The sequence below is a fragment of the Paenibacillus yonginensis genome, from assembly GCF_001685395.1.
GTDB classification, from domain to species: domain Bacteria; phylum Bacillota; class Bacilli; order Paenibacillales; family Paenibacillaceae; genus Fontibacillus; species Fontibacillus yonginensis.
The window spans coordinates 1,187,495-1,208,098 of record NZ_CP014167.1 but is presented as its reverse complement, the minus strand read 5'-3'; the positions used below and the strand labels follow the sequence as shown (position 1 = coordinate 1,208,098).

Here is a 20,604-nt window from a genome sequence, read left to right as displayed (position 1 = left end):
CTACACGTCCCGTTCCCGAAACAGGGGCAGGCTGCTTTCTTCCGGGACAGAAACGGGAACCGTGCTATAAATATTTTTCACCCGCAGAAATGCCCCTTCCTGCAACCCACTGTCTGCAAGCAGCATGCCGCTTGGAATCGGGAACCAGTTTCCTCCTGATTCTTTTCCTTCTAATAAATAAATGTCCGCTTGCCGAGCCTCCTCGGGAGCCCATTCCAGCATCCACTGTTTCAAGAAGCCGTCAGCGCTCAATCCCTCCGGGACATCTACATCGCATACCTGAGAATTTGTTCTTCCATCTATTAAAGTTAATATCATAATCTAGTGCACCTGTTCCTTCTGAATTTCTCTATCATCATACCATTGTTTTTCCTGCTAAAGGGCAGTCAAATTTGTAAATCCATTACAAACGGCCCACAAAAATAGTCTCTTGGGCGCAACACCTGTTCATGAAAGCGTTCCAAGCCCTAGACATCCCTATCTTTAGGCACGCTAATAAAAAAAGCCCTTCAGCTTGGGCTCTATTGGCGGCTTTAGTCCTACAGCTCCGGTTGCAACGGCTCCTAGGAATGGTGGAACGAATGAAAGTAGGGGTGAAGGCTGCCCCCCACCCCGTTCTTGCCTATTCACTTCTTAGAAATTCCTTGGTCCTTCAGCAGCTTGATAAACATCCCGCCGACCACGCTGCGGTGCTGGAAACCGATCTGCCGGGCCGTAATCGTATCGTACCAGTCCGAGAACGGTACGCGGTCCGGGGTTTCATTCAGAAAGTCCCAAAGCGGCGCAATGATCTGCTCGAAGTCCTTCCGCTCCTCCGCCAGCGAAGCAGCCCAGACGAGCCAGTCCCCTTTGGTGTAAGCTTCACGGTTATCCAGCGGCACGCCGTAGCGGTTTTGCTTCTCCAAATACCAGGCCGTTTCCCGGCGAACAAGGGATGGATCAAAGAGATTCGTTCCGAAAATAAGATCCCATACCAGATTGTATTTCAAGCTCCAGGTGCCTTCCCCTTCCTCGCCAAATACCAATTTGGTATGCGTGCTTCCCTCGCTTTGATCCTCCGCAAGTTTCGTCCACTGGCTGGCCATGTCCCTAGCCGCCTGCAGGTAACGGTCCGCTTCGGCAGAATCGCCCAGCTGCCTGCACAATAAGGAGTAGCTGGCCACTCCCATGATCGCTTTGGCCGACAGGTTGGCATTGCGGGCCAAATGGCCGGCGAAATCATCGGTGCACAGCTGATTCTCCGGATCAAGCCCGTATTCGAGCAAATAATCCGCCCACCGGGACAACAGCTCGCGGTGCTCCGCCGCAAACTCCCATTGTCCGTCGGCCAGGCTGACCGCCGCTGCCATCACCAGCATATTGCCGCATTCCTCGACCGGCATTTGGGCCTCTCGCGCATTCTCCCCGTACACCTGACCGTTAGCGAGCGGATATTGGCCGACGTCATGGGGAGCAAATTCAAACGGCCAAGCTTCGCTTGCCGCATATTTTAAGATAGGCCGCATCATTCCGCGGACAAGCTCCGGCTGGTACAGCAGAAAAAGCGGAATCGAAGGATAGCTGACATCGACCGTAGCGATACAACCGTTGCTGAAGCATTCTTTGGACATGAACAGCGGCTGGCCTTCCGGATCAAGCACAAGCTTATGCGCTGCGATCGCCTGCCGGTAGGACAGGGACAAAATGTCGGCGTATTTCTCTCCACCGGAACGCACGGCATCCGCCTGCAGCTGCCGGTCAAACGCTTCGCAGCGCAGAAGGATGTCCGAATACTCCCGAAATGCGTGTTCAATCATTCCCATCGTGGTTTGGCCGTCTTTCTTCCAATACGCCTCAAGCCTGCGCCCAAAATATTCGATCGAATAAACATCGTCATACGCAAGCACAATCAGCTGCGATTTCCCTGCCTTGCCGTCAACCTCGCCGCAATTCCAAACGGCTGCCAGCACCGGCTGGGTATCGCGAACCGTCTGCGCCTCATTCGGTGAAGGTGTCTTGCTGCCTGCCTTGAGCTCACCGGTGCGTACAAACGACTTGCGGACTTCCGCCGGTCCTATCCATGTCTGCATGTCAGGCGCCTGCTTCACCGCCAGCATCAAGCGGCCCCAGTCGATCCGCAGATCGTCTCCCGAAGCGTTCAAAACCTGCTGCTCCGCGTTGCTCGCCGCCATAATCGTCAAATATTCATTTTGCTCCTGCCCCAGTACAACCTTTTGCTCGCTGGTGTTCACGCACCATTCTCCGGTCACGTCGATATAAAGCTGCACGGCATGCGGATTACCATCCAGGGAACGTACCCGAAAGGATACATAAGACGCCGGCCGCGACAGAAGCTCCAAGGAATCGGGCAGCAGCGGGCTGGTAAATACAACCTCCAGCGCAATGCCTCCCGCCTCAAAGGTGTAAGAGGTGGACAGCGGGGTAACCTGAAGTTCCGTTTGCTGCATAGCTTCCGGCTCCGCATAATAATTTTCCGGATTCGGCTCAGTTAAACCGGCGAACCTCCAAGGTGTTCCATCGATGCGGATCAGCCCGGTCAGCGCATTCCGCTTACCCGTCCAATGCCGGGTGAAGTCGCCGGTTAGACGGTCGGCCATCGACCAGACGCTGAAATAAGGATCAATGGTAACTAACGGGACTGCGGGTGGGCGTAAAGTGATTGTCATAAGAGATCTGCCTCCAAAGAATGGACCCGGTTATGTGCCGGGCCATAAACTTATTTTGTAATGGTAATGCGTGTGCCTTCATCCCCATGCTCGTAAGCAATCAGCAGGGTTTGCGACGCCGGATCATATTCGTATTTCAGTTCAGCCGCTCCTGCTTTGACGGCTGCCGGCTCTGCTTCGCAGCGAATTCTCGCGGCCGCTTTCAGCGGACGCGGCCCCTTAGCCGTAAATGAAAGGTGATGTTTATCCTCGAAATAATCTACGATCCTTGAAGATGCGGCGATGATCGCGCTGCTTGGCTGCCCGGCGTATTCCAGGTCGTACAAGAAAGCCTGCTTCCCCGGCAGGATGGTCACCTGCTCTTTCACGGGCAATCCCGCTTCGAGCAAATCTACGTATTGGCCCTTCAGCGTAAGCGGCGTATCGCTTACCGATTCGCTCATTACCGATGCAATCACATAGGGCCCGCGGCGAATCCGGTAATAATTCAGCGCCTCCCAGTTCCAGTGTACAATCCGGTCTTGCCCGCTTGGGTCCGCTTCCTCCGTTTCGGAGGTACTCTCCAGGGCCGCCATCGCCTCCCGCACCGCAGTCCGCAGGCGTTCCGCTTCTTCGGCGCTTTGCGCGAGCCGTTCCGGCCGCACACGCATATAAGAGACAAGGCCGCTTCCTACTCGGGTGATGCCTTCCGGGGTGTGGGCCGGGCTCAAGCCCAGGCATTCGAACAAATGCTCTCTTGGCGTGGCGTATCGGCGTTTCCCCTGGTTCCACCATTCCCGGACTCCGTGGTATGGATCGCTGTCATCGCCGACATAGACCAGCGCGCCGCCTTCTTGCACCCACTGGGCCAAAGCATTATGCAGATCCGGATATTCCGGTTTCATGAATTCATAACTCAATATGAGTACACGATAGTCGTCCAGATACCCCGGAAACCGTCGCACGTTATCAAGCTGCACCGGCCTTACCGGCAGGCCATGCTTGATCAGCGGCAAGGTCAAGCCGTAAAATTCCGAAAGATTGAGCAGCTCCACAGCAGCTTCATCCGTAAGCTCCACTTCATTGGTGCCGTCGTATTTCATCATGAAGCCGGCCGTCTCCGTCCCGATTTGCTTGCGCTGAAACATCGCCGAATCGGCCAGAAATACGCCGGTAACGGCGGGATTGCCATAGACCTGAACGTCTTCCTGCTCCATGTAGCCTAAAGTATGCATGACGGTAAGCAGCACGCTTGCGTAATCCTCCGGGATGCCTTCCCTGCCGTTGCCGTCTTCCGAAGGATACTGCCCTTCGAAGATTCTCCTAGGCCAAGGGGCCACCTCATACCGGGCAATTCCGGGATGAAGCAGCGAGGCTGTCAGCGTCTTGATGTAATTCTCCCGGTAATCCGCCCAGGTCCGTTTCGGATCGTCTTCGATCGGATCATGGAGAAACCACATGCTTCGGTCGGTTCCCCGCACCAGCTCCTGCATGATGCCGTACTCCAAAAATGCCGTCTCAAACGTCCGTTCCGCGCGTTTGCCTTCGTAGACATTAGCCGTGCGCGACGTTCCCGTCCAAATTTGAGCGATATAGCCGTTAACCGAAGGCAAATCGAGCAGCCTCGATTCCGGGCTGACAATCCGCCATTGGGTATAGTTGATCAAGCTGTGTGTCGGGACAAAAAATCGCAGCGGCCGATTATACCGGACTAATGAATATTCCTTGAGCGCTGAGCAGATGCGGTCGAGGCAGCGGGTATACAAATAAGCCTTGAGCTTGGAAGCGCGGTACTGCGCATCCTCTGAAGCATGGGGCGGAATCCAAGGCTCGTTGTAGTAATTTTGCCATTCGCGTTTAAAGGCCTCGGAGTAACCGCCCTCCACCCAGAATTCCGGCTCTTCCAAATGGATGGCCTCCACGCCCGCATCCACGGCGGGACGAATCCGTTCCACCAGAAAGTCGGCATAACTTATCGTTGGCACCATATAAGGAATGTCCGCTGAAGTCCCATGGATAATCGTTTCACCGTCATGGTATTTCTGCGCTTCATCCCAGTGCGGACGGCCGTCCACCTTGCCGTTTAGATAATCCTGGTAGCCGCCCCAGGATACCCCGGTCATCAGGTGAACCCGGTAACCCCGCTCCGCCCATTCGCGGATCCGCCGCGGCATGGATTCGTTAATGCCGTATACCATCACGAAATCCACCTGCAGATCATACGCAGGTCCGAAGGTACTGCCCTCTTGAAATCCGGTTCGTTCTTCCTTCCGTGTTCTCCCTGTCACTGCCTGAACTCCTCCTTCCTTTAGGCAAATGCCACACGAATTGTCTTAATTTCAAACGGCGTAAAGGACAATTTTATTTCATTCGTCTGTTCCGCCAGCAGTCCTACCGGATTCTCCAGCAAATCAGCCTCCTCAATCGTCCGGCAATTCAGTCCCATAGACAAGCTGGTTTCGGCTCCGGCACCTGCCGTCTCATACAGCCGCAGAATCAAATGATCGCTGTCTTCGGCTTTTTTGACGGCCTCCAGCATAAGGTTGGGATGATCAAGCCGCACCAGGCTAAACGGTTGAATAAATTCCGCTTCTTGCGCGCTTGATTCCTGCGCTTCAGCTACAGTGAGCGGAATGTTCAGCTCGTACCCTTTGCGGTAAACGCCAGCCTGAATGAAATCGCCCGAATGCGGATATACGGCATAAGTAAATTTGTGCTCGGCCTGATCCGCTTTCGGATCAGGGTAAGACGGACTGCGCAGCAGGTTCAGGTCCAGAACACCGTTCTCCGCGCTGTGTCCGTATTTGCTGTCGTTTAGCAGCGCTACGCCGTAATCCGGCTGCGACAAGTCGATGTAATGATGGGCACATATTTCATCGCGTGCAAACTCGATCGCATTGTTGCGGGTCGTCGGCCGCTTTAGCACCCCGAACTGAATTTCACAGTTCACTTGATCGGCCGCCACCTGCACGGGAAAAGCGACCCGCAGCATTTTGCCCGCTTCGCGCCAGTCCGCTTCGGTATCGAACCTCAGCAACTCCCCGTTTTGCTCCAAACTAATGATCTGCTTCAGGGTCGATTCCCCGAACCGATACTCCTGCTCGACTACAGCGCGAGGTCCGGACACGAAACCCTGCACCCGCTCCAGCTTCATCGTGCCGGCGAACATCTCGCGGTAATCGCGCGGGAAATCCCAGGCATCCCCGTCATCATGGTAAAGCGTAAACACATTGGCCTTCGCACCCGGCTGCAGCGTTTCCCGTGCGGCCGCCTTATCGTACAGCGATACGATGCTGCCGTCTTCAGCAAATCGGACCGACAGCCGCTCGTTCTCCAGCCTGAAATCCTCCGCGATAAGCGGGGCGTCTGGCTGCTCCGTTTTAGCTGCCGCAAGCGAATGCCAGCCCATGCCCGGCACCTGCACGAAATGCCAACTGCCACCGTATTGCACCCATTCCCGCCGCACCCACGGCAAGGAGTTGAACAGGATAGGCGTTCCGGCCGCTCCGCCGGACAAACCGGCCAATCGCCCGTAAATATCGGCAATCATCGCTTGCACTTCTGCCAGCAGCTTGCCGTAACGCTCCAGCGACTCGTCATACACTCTTGTGATCGAGGAGCCGGGCAAAATATCGTGGAATTGGTACAATAGCATTTCCTTCCAGACCGCCTCAAGCCGTTCGGCCGGATAAACGTCTTCCCCGCCGCCCAGAGACCAAAGCAATGAAGCCGCGAACTCCAGCTCCCGCAATGCTTTCTCCAGCTTGCGGTTGTACCATTTGTTGCGGGCTTGAGTAGTCAGCGTCCCTTGGTGTTTCTCCAGATACAGCTCCCCGCGGTAGGTCTGGAAGCGGGAAGTTTCCCGCTCCAGCCGATGAAAAAAAGTGACCGCAGGTTCCTGCACCACCGGCAGCAGCCCCAGCAAATTCCGCTCCCGGGCCAGCCGTTCCAAATGTTCTTCTCCCGGACCGCCGCCGCCATCGCCGATGCCGAACAGCATGAGCGCATGCTCCGAAACACCGCGATCGAGGTAGCTTTGCTCGATTTTGGCAAGCGACCGCGGAGCCGCAGGACCGTTGTAAGTGTCCTCCGGCGGCAGATGAGTCAACACCTTCGTGCCATCGATGCCTTCCCATAGGAAGCTGTGATGCGGATGGGTATTATAGACGCTCCATGACAGCTTTTGGGTCATCATATAGTCCACTCCGGATTTCTTGAGCAGCTGCGGCAGGCTTCCCGTATAACCGAATACATCAGGCAGCCACAACACCTTCATGTCCTTGCCGAATTCCTGCTTAAAAAAACGTTTCCCGTACAGGATTTGCCGCACAAGCGCTTCACCGCCGGATATATTGGTATCCGGCTCTACCCACATGGCGCCCTGTGCCTCCCAGCGCCCTTCCTTGACACGTTCCTGCACCTCTGCATATAGCTGCGGGTAATGCTCCTTCATCCACGCATACAGCTGCGGCTGGCTGGCGCCGAACATGTAATCCGGGTATTTCTCCATATTGCGCAGCGCGGTGGAGAAGGTTCTGGCACCCTTGCGGATCGTTTCGCGGATCGGCCACAGCCAGGCAAGATCGATATGCGCGTGCCCGATTGCGCTGACGGTTAAGACGGGATCGCCGCCCTGCTTCGCAAGTTCCGGCGCCAGCTTGGCTCTGGCCAGCTGTACGGTATCTTCGGTAATCTCGGCGAGCAGATTCGCTGCCTCATATACGTTTTGCAGCACCCGCGCCTTTCTGGCGCTCGAATCCGGCAGCTGCTCGGCCAGCTCGATCAGCACCTCCAGGTCGTAATACAAAAGGCGTGCTTCTTCATGGCATATGGCTATACAAGCTTCTTTCAACGTTCCGCTGCGGAAGCGGCCAAACAAATCGTTGCAGCCGCCGTCTCCCCACAAATCGATGACTTCCCCGCCTTGAGCCGCAGCGCTGATATCCACAACCCGTTTGCCGGGCATTCCCAAGCTGTAATCGAATTCGGAGCTCACATTGGTTAAACCTTGGCGCGGGGTTCCGGCTTCGTCCACCAGGCATAATTCCCCGTTGATGTCGATAAGCAGCACTACTTTGCAGCCTTGGGCCGAACCTGGCACCTGTCCCCGGAAATGAAACCAGGCGCAGTCCCAAAGCTCTCCCCACCTGTCGCCGGGCTTAAGTTCAAGCGGTCTGCCTGACATTCGCTGGTCATAGGTCACCGGTTCTTTCGTTACCCAAGCGTTGACAGTCAAAGAGGCTATCGGCTCATAAATGTAATCCCGGAGTCTGGACAGCCGTCCCTTCGCTTTCTGGGTCATGATCGGATTTGTTTCATAAGGCATGCTGCATCACTCTTTCAATGAAATTTATTTCGTTATGGCCTCCGCTCTCTTCTGCGCATCGTCCAGAATCGACTTGATATCGCCGTTCGTCATCAGCGATTTGGTTACCGCGTCACCAAACAGCTGCCAGACTTTGGAGTCTTCCTTGGCAAAAGTCGGCAGTCCCTGCACATTGCCGGACATGGCCAAATAGTGCTGGTACATTTCAGGATGGTCAGTCTTGTATTCATCCTTCTCGGCAACGGATTTGAGCACCGGCGAACGGACGCCCGTATCGGCGATCAGCTGCTGGATATCCTCGCTGTACATCGCACGGATATAAGCAAAAGCGGCTTCTTTGTTTTTGGCATCCTTCGGCACCGAATGGAAGGCCGCGCCGATCGTAAGGTTGCCCGGCTTGCCCTTTGGTGAAAGCGGGATTTGAGCCATGCCGTAATCAATGCCGATTTGCGAGCTTTCAACCGCACGCCAAGGTCCGTCGATCAAATAAGCAATTTGCCCTTTTTTGAACGCATCGAAATACGTTCCTTCATTCGTGTTGGCCATGAGGCCAGCCGGATGGGCCGCGTTCAGCTGCTTCAGGAATTTAACGGTTTCTACATTGGCATCGGAGTTAAAGGTCGGCTGGCCTTGATCATCCGCAAAGCCGCCGCCATTGATGACTATAAGCGTTCCGTATCGCAAATAGCCGCCTGCGTTTGGTCCGGCGTAGACGCCCCCGCCGTAAAATTTGCCCTTCCCGGCCTCTGTTACTTTCTGCACGTCCGCAAGCAGTTCATCCCAGGTGGTCGGTGCTTTGTCCGAGTCAAGCCCTGCTTCCTTAACCAGCTTTTTGTTCCAGAACAGGCTGCTTACGCCCGGCTGGGAAGCAAAGCCGTAAATCTTTCCGTCGTACTCCATCGGTTTCCAGGCTGCCGGCGCCACGTTGTCGCGGATTTCCTGCGCCATATCGTCCGGGAACGGCTCAAGCAGGCCCTGCTGGGCAAAACCCGGCATTTGGGTTTCCCCGACGATAATATCCGGTATGTTTTTCGCCAGGAAACCGGCCGTTTCTTTTTGAATCAGCTGTTCGCCCCAGCCCCAATCCTCCATCTTCACCGTGACGTTTTGCTCCTGCATTTTCTTGAGCATGATCGACTGGTAGAAATACGGGAAGACGGCTGCCTTGAGCGGACTTCCGGGCGTATAGCTGAAATCTTCCGCTACAACTCGCGGATTCTGCGCTTCATCAGCGATGAGCGACTTCTTTTTCTTCTCCAGCAAATCGCTCAGCGCACCCACGCCGACGGCGACCGCACCTTCGTTCAGCACAGTGATCGTTGTGCCTCCTGGCGAAGAAGTATCCTTTCCGGAGCTGTCCGCGCTCTGGCTGTCCGCCGGCTGGTCACTGCCTTGGGCATTTCCGCCACCGCCCCCTCCTCCTCCGCAAGCGGTCAAACCAACAGTGAGCATAAACGAAAGAATAATCAAGGACATTTTTTTCTTTAACATGCTGAACCCTCCCTGACATTTTGAATGTGTATGCAAAAGGATCATTATCCTTTGATACCGGTATTGGCCAAGCCTTGGACGATGTATTTTTGGAAAAAAGCGAAGATAAGCAGGGCCGGAATCGTGATCCCCATGCTTAAGGTGATGATCATCGGATAATCGATTACAGCACCCGGGCTGGCCCCAACGGATGAAATCCGCGTAATGGCTGCTGGAAGCGTTTGCAAGTTATCGCTGGTTGTATAAAAGAAAGGGGTAATGAAGTCATTCCAGGTTCCCAGCGCCGTCGTGATCGCGATAAAAGCCATAATCGGGAGCTGCAGCGGGAACAGAATTTGAAAGATCAGCCGGAAAGTGCCGGCCCCGTCCATAATCGCCGCCTCGTCGATCTCCAGCGGCACTTTCTCCAGCGACTGCTTCACCAGGAAGGTGCCCATTATATTGATGCTAGGGCCGCCAATCAAATAAACCCACCAAGAGTTGAGTATCCCTGTTCCTCCGGTAAACGGGTTATTCCCCCCGGCAAACGGAAATCTGGCGAACTCCAGATAAGTCGGGATAATGGCCAGCGTGCCCGGAATCATTTGTGTCGCCAGCAGAATCAGGAAGATCGCTTCACGCCCTTTGAATTTCAAGCGGGCAAATACGTAACCGGCCAGGAACGAAGTCAATATAGCCCACAGCGTATTGTAAACAGTCCGGATGACTGAATTTCTGAAATACATGGCCACCGAGGAATCCGCCGAGCCTATAATGAGCTCTTTGAAGTTTTCCAGAGTCGGTTGCTTGGGAATCGGAAATATGCTTAGTACAGTGGATGTAAACTCCGTTTTCGTAAAGAACCCGGCTAGCACCATAAAGATCAATGGGTAGAGCAAAATAAGGCCAATGCCAAGCAGCAGAATATGTCCAATGAGGTAAGCGGGTTTGAACTGATTTTTAAAATTCTCCTTTCGCGTTGCGGACATGGCTCTCCCCCCTCTTTCCTTTGCGTATTACCGGCTTAATCGGTATCGTCGTCCGTTTGTCGGATTTGGTTGACCAATTGTAATACAGTACGGTGGCCACCATGACGATCAAAGCCATAATCAGAGAAGACGCTCCGGCCATGCCGAGATTGAAATCCCAGAACCCGTCGCGGTAAATCCGGAAGACCAGCACTTCCGTCTGCCCGTATGGCCCGCCGTTGGTAATAAACAGCACCTGTTCATAAATTTGAATCGCGCCGATCAGGCTGGTGATCACGATATAGGTCGCGATCGGCTTCAAGCCTGGCAAGGTGACATACCGCAGCTTGTTAAGACGACCAGCCCCGTCGATTTCGGCCGCTTCATAAAGCGAGACGTCGACGGATTGCAGTCCCGCCAGCCAGATCAGCGCCGCTCCTCCCACGCCTTTCCAGACCGAATAAACCACGATCCAGAAAATGCCCCAGCCAACGGAATACTGCCACACGATCGGTTCTTTGCCCATCGCTTTAAGGATGTTGTTGATCACGCCGTTATTGGTATCCAGAAAAATGTTAAATACCTGCGTGGTGGCCACCGTCGCCGTAACTGCCGGAATGTACCAAATCGAGCGATAGAAGCCTTTGCCGAAAAGCGGCATATTCATCAGCAGCGCCGCCCCGAAACCCGCAGCCAGCGTGATGAATGTGACGAGGCCGCCAAGCCATATCGACCTCCATAAGGCATCCGTATAGACCGGGTTTTTGAAGAAGTCGATAAAATTGTCAAACCAGATAAAGTTGGGCGTATCCGCCAGCCCGATCCACTCAAAAAAGCCGAGCGCAAAACCAAACAAGGTTGGAAAACCCGATACCACCAGCCAAAACAGAAACATCGGAACCAGAATTACGGCTGCGATCCAGGCATCCTTATGTCTGCCCATACGCCGGTTGAAAGAGGGCCTTCCCTCCCGTCCTGCCGTTTTCTCCATAGTCCAAGCAACCTCCCTACTGATTTCATTTCTGTAAGAGCCTGTGTGAAACAACTAATCAAATTGTATTATTAAATATAATTATTTATGTCATTTAAGTCAAGATAATATATGTCATTTATTGCTGATTTTTTTCAAAAAAAAGACACCTGCTCCTGGAGGGCAAGTGTCTTTGCGATTAATCAAGCATTGAAGGATTTCTTCCCGGCGCAGCTTGCCGTCCGCGAAATTATTGTTGTCTTCGCAGCGGCCCCGTCGATTGACTTTCGATCAATTTAGGCTGGAGGATTACCTTGGTATAACCTTGATCTTTAGGTTCGTTGTTCTCGAACAGCTCCAGCAAAAGGTTGGCCGCCGCCTCTCCCATCTCGATTTCCGACTGCGAGATATGCGAGAAATAAATCCACTCGTGCAAGCCTGGAGACGGATCATCAAACGTCAGGATGGAGACATCCTCCGGCACCTTGAGGCCAAGCTCCTTGCATATGGAATAAATGTGCAGGCCAAGCCGGCCGTTCAGCGTAATATAGGCGGTAGCGATTTGATTTTTGATAAAACGGTACAAAGGGTGCTTCTTGTCGATTCCGCTGTAATCCACTTTGAAATCGGTTAAGATCAAAGCGGGATTAATCATCGCTTCTTTCTGCTTCAAGGCCTCCATATAACCGTTGATCCGGTCCTCAACCGTAATGGTCGGCAGCGGGGAATCGGAGCAGATAGCGATGTCGCGGTGTCCAAGCTCCCACAAATAATCAACGGCCAGCTGTCCGCCAATCAATCCGTCGCTGCGCGCCACGTTAGTGGCTACGCCTGGCAGATAACGGTCAATCAGCACAAACGGGAATCCTTGCAGCTTCAGGGACAAAATCTCCTCGTTGTACATTTCCGCATCCGAGGGAAAAATGATCAATCCGGAGGCGCCTTTGCGAATCAGATCGCGTATCGCCGCTTTCTCCCGGTCGATGGAATTGTACGTCAACACGATCTGGAGGGTGTATGGACTGTTTTCAATAATGTTATTGATCCCCTGCAGCAGACGAATGGCGAAATAATCTACGAGCTGCGGCATAACCAGTCCGATCGTTTTGGAGGTCTCGCCCGTATAAGGATAGGTCTCGGCTCCAAGCAGCGTGTGTTCTCCGTTCGCGGCAAATGTTCCCTCGGGCTGCGAAAAGCCCGCTCCAACGCCTTCCGGATGCCCCACGGCTCCTGCCTCTTGCTGGCTGTGACGGGGCACCAGCTCGCCGATGCCTTCGCTGACAAAGCTGCCTTTGCCCGGAATACGGTAAATCCACCCGTCCTTCGCCAGCTGCGTCAGCGCGTTCGCTACGGTGATCCGGCTGACATCAAACTGGTCCATCAATTCCTTCTCTGAAGGGATTTTATCGTCTTCTTTCAGCTTTCCGCTGAGGATCAAGTCTTTAAAATACTGCTGAATCTGCATATATAACGGTTTTCGTTCGTTTCGCATCATATGGATCTCCTCACTTGTTTCTCTCTTTCCTGTCTTTACGTTATATCATTTATGTCATTTAGTCAATGACTTGAAAGCTTGGACACTTACTTGACAATACATATTAGATATATTTAACATATTCATCAGGCGTTGTCGTTTGTACCTGTAAATGACGGCCGGAAAGGAGGGAACTTGTGCCTGGCTGACGGAAATCTCCAAACGATGGCCCCCAATACGAGGACATGAGGTGAACGAACTTGATTCGAAAAATCGCGTTTGCATGTTTCGTTATCTGTTGTACATTGTCTTTAACCTTTGGCAACACCTCAACATCTGCACAATCCTCTACCCTTTTATCGAAAAAAAATCAAATTAGCTGGCCATTATCGCAAGCGCTTCCAAACTTTGCAGACGTAAAACATCTAGATGTTGCCGATGTGATCGATGAAACCGGCGATATCCGGCTGCTGCTGAGTACCTTGCAGGGCATCGTAAACCGTGCGGAACCTCGGATTTATTTGCTGGAGAACGAAGAAGAGGGCAAAACAACCTGGCTGAACGATCTCCACGTTCCTTATGTTCTGCACAAGGATCCATGGCAGCTTGTTAAGAAATACAAAAACGAAGTCAAAGGCCTGATTATTTATGATCCGCAGGTTCCGGACTCCATCAACGTGGCGACAACCCTGGCAGGGCTGAAAGACGCTGTCGTCGCCGGACCTGAACTGGCTGCCAAGCTGCAAGCCGCTCCCTATAAGCTGAAGGTGCTTGAAGATTTACGCGGCAAATTCAAGGACCGGCTGGACGCTTACACCTGGCAATACGAACATCTGTGGAACCAGACAACCCATCGGATGCTGGTCGGCTTAAGCCCCGACACCTCCATCAAAATTCCGCCGGGCCTGCCCGAATCGTTTGAGACAATCGCCCAGGAAACGGAGCAAATCCGCGATGCCAGCAACAAGGCTTCCTATGATCTGGATCTGACCCGCTTCTTAGGTAATGATTCCGTATATCTGCGTTTTGACGATGCCTTTACGCAGGATGGCTGGGGATCGGCCGTACATGAGATTACCGTCAAAGCGGACGGCAAGATCATTGCTCAATTTGTTCCGGGCACGCCGGAAGAAGAACCCTTCCTGTACGACCGTCAAGGCTCGCAGATTTCCGCCGGGGATGGCGGGCACCGTTTTGCCGATGGCGGAAATTATTTTGTTTACCGGTTCACACCTCCGGCTGGAACTCAGGAGCTGACGGCTTCCGTTGTTATGTGGAACCAATATAAAGTGTCCGCCGGCAACGTTCAGCCGCTCTCCTCCGAACAGAAGGAGCCTTACGGCTACCTGCGCGACTACGCGGTTGCCAACAAAGCGATGGTATTCTGGCTGGAAGTGAACGATCCGAAGCAGAAAGCTTTGTTTGAAAAAATCCTTTCCAGCGTTAAACCGGGCACACCTTATCTCGGCTGGTTCAGCAATGATACAGCCGGCGAGTTCAACTCTGTGGAGGTGACCTCCAATCACGGCGTTTATGTGCTGGCCGCCGACTGGTTCTCCAACATGACCGTCTTCTCCGGCACCCAAATACAGCCAACCCGTCCGCAAACGCCAGCCAACCCTAAATTGGACAATAAAATCTATGTGACCTACACGTTCAGCGAAGGCGACAATTTCCAATACAATCAGCATCGCATGCGTATTTTATGGGACGATCCGGCCCGCGGCCAGGTTCCGATCAACTGGACCTCTAGCCCGCTGCTGTATGACGCGGCTCCAGCCATTCTCAACTATTACCAGAAGACGGCTACCGCGAACGATTTCATGATGGCTGGACCTTCCGGAGCAGGATATTTTTATCCGTCAGCCTGGCCTCAAGCGAGCTTTGATGATTTTCTGAAGCAATCCTACAAATATCTGCAGAAATCCGGTATGAATCTCACGTATGTGCTTAACCGGATCAACGGGGAGAACGTGCCGCTAGGCTCCTCCTACGCCAAGGACTATGAGCAGTATTACAAGGCGCCAGGACTGTTCCTGAGCTGGGAAGATCGCTATGGAGTTGATATTCTGAATCAGTCCCTGCCGGTATCAACCATTCAGGGCATCAGCACCGTTCAGGATGGCCTCCGCATTCTGGAGCAAGCCAAAGCCGGCTGGGATGGCAAATCCCCATTGTTCGTCTCGCTCGGACTGCTGGCCTGGAGCCTGACACCATCGGATGTCGCCGCCATGACTAAAGAGCTGGGACCGGAATTCGAAATTGTAAGGGGCGATCAATATTTCTCCCTCATTCGCGAAGCGAACGGACTTCCTGTCAAGCCTTAAACAACCGAAACCATCTGATTGATTTACCCCGGGAGGCCTGCAGTTCAGCGATTGAAAGCTGAAGCTGCGGGCTTCTTCTTTTTTTGGGGGAGAAACAGCTCAAGACGCAGACTAATTCTATGAAGAATGTTCTTTCCCTCGTTCACTATTTTTTCACCTAATCTTCTAAAAAAAACGAAACCAAGCGGCAGCTTCATTCGTTACTAAAGTATAGCGAGCTGAAAAAAAGTGTCGTTGCCCTCGGCAAAGGGTAAACAAACAGCAAGAAGAGACGACCCAGCGCCGTCTCCTTCTAGTATTTAATCAATTTGTTATATTTTCTTAAGCTAGTTTTAAGCAAAAGGTTTTACAATTTAATTAATGAAATTAAAACTATAGAGGTGATTAGAGTGAAAACGGTCATTCATTTTGATAACAAACTCATTCCCGTCTATTTCAGCTCCGAGAACAAACAACCTATGCAACGTACTCTTAAATTGCTGACAAACGCGCTCGATCATAAAATTCGCAACGGCAAGCAAGCGCTGAAAAAGTGTTTGACTTCTTTGATTAGCATTGAAATCGAAGGTTCGGAAGCCATTCTGCACAGCAAAAGCGAATTTGATTCCTTGGCGCTATCGCTTTACTAATCTTTCTTCATTAAATAGGGAAAGTAGACTTGGAAAGCAGATTTGATTGCATTCTGTTAGGAGTTTGAGGAAGCCCGCAGCTTACGGTTACACTGCCGTTCTGTGGGCTTCTTCTTTATGCCAGGCTTGTTCGATCCGGATCAGAAACAGGTTCAGCAGATTGCGTCTGATCTTTTCTTCCTCGCATTGTTCGAGCTTTCTCAGAATAAAACGGTCAATGGCCATAGTAAGCCCCCCTCATCCTGATATATACCTGCCCAGCAGGAACAATTTTCCTGTCCTTCTGGTATTTCTTATTTAACCGTTCAGATCGTTTTAAAACGCCCTCTCCTGCCGTCCTTCTCCTGCGCCAACCGGCCTTTGCGAGACCAATCGACGGCATTCCCAATGACCAGGCAAAAGCGCCATCCCTCGCCGTATCGAAGGATGGCGCTTGCTGTCAAACGCTCAAGGAAAATTTTTATCGTAAATTAAATGTCCGCCGCCTCATCTTTGGTTCTGCGCCCTTTAAGCTGCTTTAGCTTTAGCGTACCGGCCGTTGCCGTAAGCAGCACCCCGTTGAGCAGGAAAACTATCGGAATCGGGATATAAGCCCCTAACGTGCCGCCCGCAATCGGACCGACCATATTGCCCAGCTGGCTGGACGACTGATTCAGGCTAAAGGCGCGTCCGCGAAATTCCGGTGTTGTCGCCTTGACGATCAAAGCATTCAGACCCGGATATACCGCGGCAAAGAAAAGCCCGTAAACAAACCGCAAAATGCCGAAGCCGACCAGATTGTGGAACAGCAGCTGCAGCACATTGCCCAGGCCGCCGCCAAGAAGGCCGATCATCAAGGTCCGTTCGTAACCGATCTTCTGGCCGATTTTCCCCCAGATCGGAGCGGCAACCACCGTGGCTACGCCCACTGCAGAGAAAATCACGCCGGAGCTTAACGAAGCATTGTCATGCGAGGAGCCAAGCTCCAGCACATAAAGCGTCAGCAGCGGCTCAAGCACCATGACCGAAGCCGTTACAATCAAGACTACACCAAGCTGGCGCATCAATGGACGGTTAGCGGAAGCCTCCTTCAAATCATCCCTCACATGCGACCGTGTCCGATTGCGGTCGAAGTTCTCTTCCTTCGCTCCGATCCAGGCAATGATTGCAGACAGGAGTACCACAAATGCGGCAACCAGGAAACATTCCCTGTAGCCGATAAATTTGCTCAGCACACCGCCCAGCAGCGGGCCTACAATGCTGCCCGACGCCCCGGCCGTTGCCATAATGCCGAGTGCGTAGCCGACATGCTTCTCCGGCGTGTTGGTTCCCACCAGAGCAATGGCCGAGGGAACGTAACCGGCAAGCAAACCCGACAAAATGCGGACGACCAGCAGCTCATAAGGATTCTGGACGACCGCCATCAGCAGATAAACCGCACACAAGCTGAAACCCGAACGCAGCAGCATCGGTTTGCGGCCGTATTTGTCAGCGAGCGAACCCCAAAAGGGCGCGATCAGCGCACTTGCCAAAAAGGTTACGCCAAATAGCAGGCCCGACCAAAATGACACATTCGATTCTACCCCCAAATCCTTATTGATAAACAACGTCAGAAAAGGGATGACCATTGAATAAGCCGTACTTGTGCAGAAGACGCCGCACCAAAGCACATAGAGGTTCTTTTTCCAGGGCAAATTCATGGTGCCACCTCCCTGTTTGTTAGCTTCCGTTCCATGAAGAAATTACCCGTTTTTTGATTATATCACCATATGGAAGGCAAAAGGATGTAACATAGGTCATTTTATATGTACAAATATACATATTTTTTCGTTTAGTAAGCAGCACACGTAAAAAAACTCCCGAAAGACGGGCAGCGTCTCGCGGGAGTTCTCCAGACCTTTATTCGATTGAAACCGGATGCCGGCTGAGCATCAGCTCTTGATCCGTTAAATAGAGCGGCAGCGGCGGCAGCTCTTTTAGATAATGATCCTGCATCAGCGCCCGGTAATCGACTTCTCCTTCCATGGAGCCTTTCACCAGCGGAAGTTTACCGGTTTCGTTTACGTAATCGTCCACCGCCATCTGCACCAGGTCCAGATAATAAGGAATGTGGCGTTCGGCTTCTTCAAATATTTCAAATGTTTCACGGGATAAATAAAATTTGTGTTTGCTTGGACCGCCCAAATAACGAGCCAGCCGGTTCGTATCGAGACTGCCGTCGGGCTGAACCAGCGTCAGCCGGTTGATCGTCTCCGGTGTGTCATCCTCGTACTGCAGAACGGCTCTGCGGACCTGCTCCAGCGTTACTTCAACCGGTTCCGCAGCTTTCTTAGTCTTCTTCCAAAACAGCATGACCTTAACCTCCTTTGCCAAACCGTTAATAGAAAACGCTTACACTTATATTATACCCTGTTTTTCGCCGAAAGTCCCTCTTTAAAGCAACCGCCATAAAACGTTCATAGAACGGCCGATGAAAGCTTTCTAGCGGAGCTGCTGCCAGGAGGTCCACATCGTTTTTGGGTTCAGTTCATAGACCCCCTCCTCCCGGTACATGAACTGATGCATAATGAATTCTCTGCGCAGCGTTGCGAAATCCTCATGGTACTGCTTGATAAATTCGTTGATTTCTTTCTCTTCGTATTTGCGTCCCGGCGTAAGCTGCTCAGCCAAATGTTCCAGTACAATAACCTTCTTCTTAAGCTGAGCCGGAATCTGCTTCAAACGGCCGTCTTTGGCGAAAAAATTGCGCAAAACCGACTGTTTGAGTGTCTCCTGATCCGATTGCTGTGTTGTATCTTCCATGGCTTGCCCTCCTCCTGTTCGATTTAAAATATTGGCCACTGACGCCGCAGCTCCCTGCTCTATGAAATAAGGGTTCACCTGGAAATAAACCGTATTTCTGTCCCTGCGTTCCTTGATCAGCGCCGCTTCGCGCAGTTTAGCCGCATGGTGAGTGATCGTGGGCTGTGACAGATGAAGCAGCTCGGCAAGCTCCTGCCCGCTCCGCTCCTGCTCGGCCAGCAGCATCAGCATCCGAATCCGCGTCGGATCACCCATCGCTTTATGGTAAGCTACTATCTTCTCAAGCTGCATCACACAAAACCCCTTAGAATCAAATTGATTAGATAATCATCTAATCAGATTTTAGAGAAAATCCACCGCAGTGTCAAGCCGATACGGTTTGAAAATATACAGTAATAAGCTAGAATGGTTACATGCTTAATTTTCAAAGCTGCCAAGCAGCCTGTGCACAAGGAGGATTTCTAACATGGAAGACGTAATTATTATCGGAGCGGGGCCCTGCGGTCTGTCTGCGGCTATTGAGTGCCAGAAGCAGGGGCTGTCGGCTCTTATTGTAGAGAAACACAACATTGTTCATTCCATTTTCTTATATCCGGTTAACATGCAGTTCTTCAGCACAGCCGAGCTGCTGGAGATTGGCGATATTCCGTTCCCTTGCTCCAATGAGAAGCCGTATCGCCACGAAGCGCTTGTTTATTACCGCAAGGTTGCGGATCATTATGGACTGCGCATTGCTACATATGAAGAAGCCGAATCCATTGCCAGGGAACAGGACGGCACCTTCACGATCAAAACCCGGCGGCGATTTGGCGAAAGCCGCGTTCTGAAAGCCCGGAACGTGGTTGTCTCCTCCGGCTATTTCGATCATCCGAATATGCTGGGAATCCCCGGGGAAAACAGCGACAAGGTGACCCATTATTTCCGGGAGGCCCATCCTTATGCAGGCATGAAGGTCGCCGTCATCGGCGGCAGCAATTCAGCGGTGGATGCTGCCATGGAACTGGAGCGGGTTGGCGCGGACGTTACCGTCATTTACCGGGGCGACGATTTGTCCGGCAACATCAAGCCGTGGGTCCGACCTTTGTTCGACGGGCTGGTGAATAAGGGCAAAATCCGCACAATCACCCGGTCCCGCGTAGTAGAGATTCAGGCTGACCACGTTGTCGTAGAATCGCTGGAGAATGGAAGCCACGAGCAACTAGCCAATGACTTTGTCGTAGCGATGACCGGCTTCCGTCCCGACCGCGGCCTGCTGTCCGCCTCGGGCATCGAGATGTCCGAAGATCAGGATAAGCCGGTCTTTGATCCGGCCACCATGGAGAGCAATGTGCCCGGCCTGTATGTGGCGGGCGTTGTCGCTTCCGGACGGAATGCCAATGAAGTTTTCATTGAAACCGGCCGCGGACACGGCAAGCTGATCGCTGCCCATATTGCCGCCCGGCGTGCGGAAGCGGTCCGCATCCGCAATACGGCGGAGGCTCCTTATGGCGCAAATTGACGTCACGGCCCTGCTGCTGCTGGCTCTGGCCGCACTCGGCATCTTCAGCAGCAACATGCCGATTACGGTAGCGGTGCTGGTGCTGCTGTTTCTGCGGGTCACCAAACTTCAGTCCGCATTCCCGTTTCTGGAGAAATACGGCCTGACCATCGGCATTCTGATCCTTACGATCGGTGTCATGACCCCGCTGGCCAGCGGCAAAATTCCGCTTGATGCGGTCTGGCAGTCCTTCCTGAACTGGAAGTCGCTGCTGGCCATTGCTGTCGGCATGCTCGTCGCTTATCTGGGCGGCCGCGGCGCCAGCCTGATGGCCGGCCAGCCGATCCTTGTGACGGGCCTGCTGATCGGTACTGTGCTGGGGGTTGCTTTCTTCAAAGGGGTACCTGTCGGTCCGCTGATCGCCGCCGGTATTCTGTCCCTTTTGATCGGACGGGGATGATTCTTTAACTGCTGACGGACGGCCAAACGATTCATTTCAAAACGATTCCTATCAAAAAACCGGAAGCACCCGCCTGA

At 52.8% G+C, this 20,604-nt stretch carries 16 protein-coding genes; 4 read left to right on the top strand and 12 right to left on the bottom strand.

From position 1 onward, the window contains the following. The 8 genes from AWM70_RS05555 to AWM70_RS05520 form a co-directional block, all read right to left on the bottom strand. Complete coding sequence (locus tag AWM70_RS05555; protein ID WP_151208728.1) at positions 1-318, bottom strand: hypothetical protein; 318 nt, start codon at positions 316-318, stop codon at positions 1-3. A gap of 308 nt (positions 319-626) precedes the next feature. Beyond that, entirely contained in the window at positions 627-2,666 is a 2,040-nt protein-coding gene (locus AWM70_RS05550) for a glutaminase family protein (protein ID WP_068694712.1), read from the bottom strand. A gap of 50 nt (positions 2,667-2,716) precedes the next feature. Next, positions 2,717-4,933, bottom strand: coding sequence for a hypothetical protein (locus tag AWM70_RS05545; protein ID WP_068694711.1), 2,217 nt, complete (start codon positions 4,931-4,933; stop codon positions 2,717-2,719). A 20-nt stretch (positions 4,934-4,953) separates the two neighbouring features. Further along, positions 4,954-7,971 (bottom strand): alpha-mannosidase, encoded by a 3,018-nt coding sequence (locus AWM70_RS05540; protein WP_068694710.1) that lies wholly within the window; start codon positions 7,969-7,971, stop codon positions 4,954-4,956. Positions 7,972-7,995: 24 nt separating this feature from the next. Continuing rightward, entirely contained in the window at positions 7,996-9,462 is a 1,467-nt protein-coding gene (locus tag AWM70_RS05535; RefSeq protein WP_068694709.1) for an extracellular solute-binding protein, read from the bottom strand. Positions 9,463-9,506: 44 nt separating this feature from the next. Beyond that, positions 9,507-10,430 carry a carbohydrate ABC transporter permease gene (locus tag AWM70_RS05530; RefSeq protein WP_068694708.1) on the bottom strand — a complete coding sequence of 308 codons (924 nt, stop codon included), beginning with the start codon at positions 10,428-10,430 and terminating at the stop codon, positions 9,507-9,509. Further along, entirely contained in the window at positions 10,402-11,400 is a 999-nt protein-coding gene (locus AWM70_RS05525; protein ID WP_068694707.1) for a carbohydrate ABC transporter permease, read from the bottom strand. The genes AWM70_RS05530 and AWM70_RS05525 overlap by 29 nt, the downstream gene beginning before the upstream one ends. A 229-nt stretch (positions 11,401-11,629) precedes the next feature. Then, positions 11,630-12,871 (bottom strand): GntR family transcriptional regulator, encoded by a 1,242-nt coding sequence (locus AWM70_RS05520; protein ID WP_099093068.1) that lies wholly within the window; start codon positions 12,869-12,871, stop codon positions 11,630-11,632. A 422-nt stretch (positions 12,872-13,293) separates the two neighbouring features. On the opposite strand from AWM70_RS05520, the gene AWM70_RS05515 reads away from it, so the two are divergent. After that, positions 13,294-15,180 carry a GxGYxYP domain-containing protein gene (locus AWM70_RS05515; protein WP_237167829.1) on the top strand — a complete coding sequence of 629 codons (1,887 nt, stop codon included), beginning with the start codon at positions 13,294-13,296 and terminating at the stop codon, positions 15,178-15,180. Between the two features lie 389 nt (positions 15,181-15,569). After that, positions 15,570-15,809, top strand: a complete 240-nt coding sequence (locus AWM70_RS05510) for a hypothetical protein (RefSeq protein ID WP_068694704.1) — start codon at positions 15,570-15,572, stop codon at positions 15,807-15,809. Between the two features lie 87 nt (positions 15,810-15,896). Here the strand turns inward: AWM70_RS05510 and AWM70_RS23420 are convergent, their stop codons facing one another. The 4 genes from AWM70_RS23420 to AWM70_RS05495 form a co-directional block, all read right to left on the bottom strand. After that, positions 15,897-16,034 carry a hypothetical protein gene (locus AWM70_RS23420; protein ID WP_169823406.1) on the bottom strand — a complete coding sequence of 46 codons (138 nt, stop codon included), beginning with the start codon at positions 16,032-16,034 and terminating at the stop codon, positions 15,897-15,899. A gap of 245 nt (positions 16,035-16,279) precedes the next feature. Further along, positions 16,280-17,488 (bottom strand): MFS transporter, encoded by a 1,209-nt coding sequence (locus AWM70_RS05505; protein WP_068694703.1) that lies wholly within the window; start codon positions 17,486-17,488, stop codon positions 16,280-16,282. Positions 17,489-17,687: 199 nt separating this feature from the next. Continuing rightward, complete coding sequence (locus AWM70_RS05500) at positions 17,688-18,140, bottom strand: DUF3939 domain-containing protein (protein ID WP_068694702.1); 453 nt, start codon at positions 18,138-18,140, stop codon at positions 17,688-17,690. A 129-nt stretch (positions 18,141-18,269) separates the two neighbouring features. After that, positions 18,270-18,881 carry a DUF2087 domain-containing protein gene (locus AWM70_RS05495; protein ID WP_068694701.1) on the bottom strand — a complete coding sequence of 204 codons (612 nt, stop codon included), beginning with the start codon at positions 18,879-18,881 and terminating at the stop codon, positions 18,270-18,272. Between the two features lie 175 nt (positions 18,882-19,056). Here AWM70_RS05495 and AWM70_RS05490 point away from each other — a divergent pair, with 175 nt between their 5' ends. Beyond that, on the top strand, positions 19,057-20,088 hold the full coding sequence (locus AWM70_RS05490; protein ID WP_068694700.1) for a YpdA family putative bacillithiol disulfide reductase: 1,032 nt from the start codon (positions 19,057-19,059) through the stop codon (positions 20,086-20,088). Further along, the gene (locus AWM70_RS05485; protein ID WP_418303201.1) at positions 20,075-20,527 is read left to right on the top strand and encodes a DUF441 domain-containing protein; all 453 of its coding nucleotides are present in this window, start codon (positions 20,075-20,077) and stop codon (positions 20,525-20,527) included. The genes AWM70_RS05490 and AWM70_RS05485 overlap by 14 nt, the downstream gene beginning before the upstream one ends. Positions 20,528-20,604 lie beyond the last annotated feature (77 nt).

What these genes read in the sequence shown, in the direction of transcription:
- AWM70_RS05555 (WP_151208728.1), bottom strand. Translation starts at nt 318, where the DNA reads ATGATATTAACTTTAATAGATGGAAGAACAAATTCTCAGGTATGCGAT.
- AWM70_RS05550 (WP_068694712.1), bottom strand. Translation starts at nt 2,666, where the DNA reads ATGACAATCACTTTACGCCCACCCGCAGTCCCGTTAGTTACCATTGAT.
- AWM70_RS05540 (WP_068694710.1), bottom strand. Translation starts at nt 7,971, where the DNA reads ATGCCTTATGAAACAAATCCGATCATGACCCAGAAAGCGAAGGGACGG.
- AWM70_RS05535 (WP_068694709.1), bottom strand. Translation starts at nt 9,462, where the DNA reads ATGTTAAAGAAAAAAATGTCCTTGATTATTCTTTCGTTTATGCTCACT.
- AWM70_RS05530 (WP_068694708.1), bottom strand. Translation starts at nt 10,430, where the DNA reads ATGTCCGCAACGCGAAAGGAGAATTTTAAAAATCAGTTCAAACCCGCT.
- AWM70_RS05525 (WP_068694707.1), bottom strand. Translation starts at nt 11,400, where the DNA reads ATGGAGAAAACGGCAGGACGGGAGGGAAGGCCCTCTTTCAACCGGCGT.
- AWM70_RS05520 (WP_099093068.1), bottom strand. Translation starts at nt 12,871, where the DNA reads ATGCGAAACGAACGAAAACCGTTATATATGCAGATTCAGCAGTATTTT.
- AWM70_RS23420 (WP_169823406.1), bottom strand. Translation starts at nt 16,034, where the DNA reads ATGGCCATTGACCGTTTTATTCTGAGAAAGCTCGAACAATGCGAGGAA.
- AWM70_RS05505 (WP_068694703.1), bottom strand. Translation starts at nt 17,488, where the DNA reads ATGAATTTGCCCTGGAAAAAGAACCTCTATGTGCTTTGGTGCGGCGTC.
- AWM70_RS05500 (WP_068694702.1), bottom strand. Translation starts at nt 18,140, where the DNA reads ATGCTGTTTTGGAAGAAGACTAAGAAAGCTGCGGAACCGGTTGAAGTA.
- AWM70_RS05495 (WP_068694701.1), bottom strand. Translation starts at nt 18,881, where the DNA reads ATGCAGCTTGAGAAGATAGTAGCTTACCATAAAGCGATGGGTGATCCG.
- AWM70_RS05490 (WP_068694700.1), top strand. Translation starts at nt 19,057, where the DNA reads ATGGAAGACGTAATTATTATCGGAGCGGGGCCCTGCGGTCTGTCTGCG.
- AWM70_RS05485 (WP_418303201.1), top strand. Translation starts at nt 20,075, where the DNA reads ATGGCGCAAATTGACGTCACGGCCCTGCTGCTGCTGGCTCTGGCCGCA.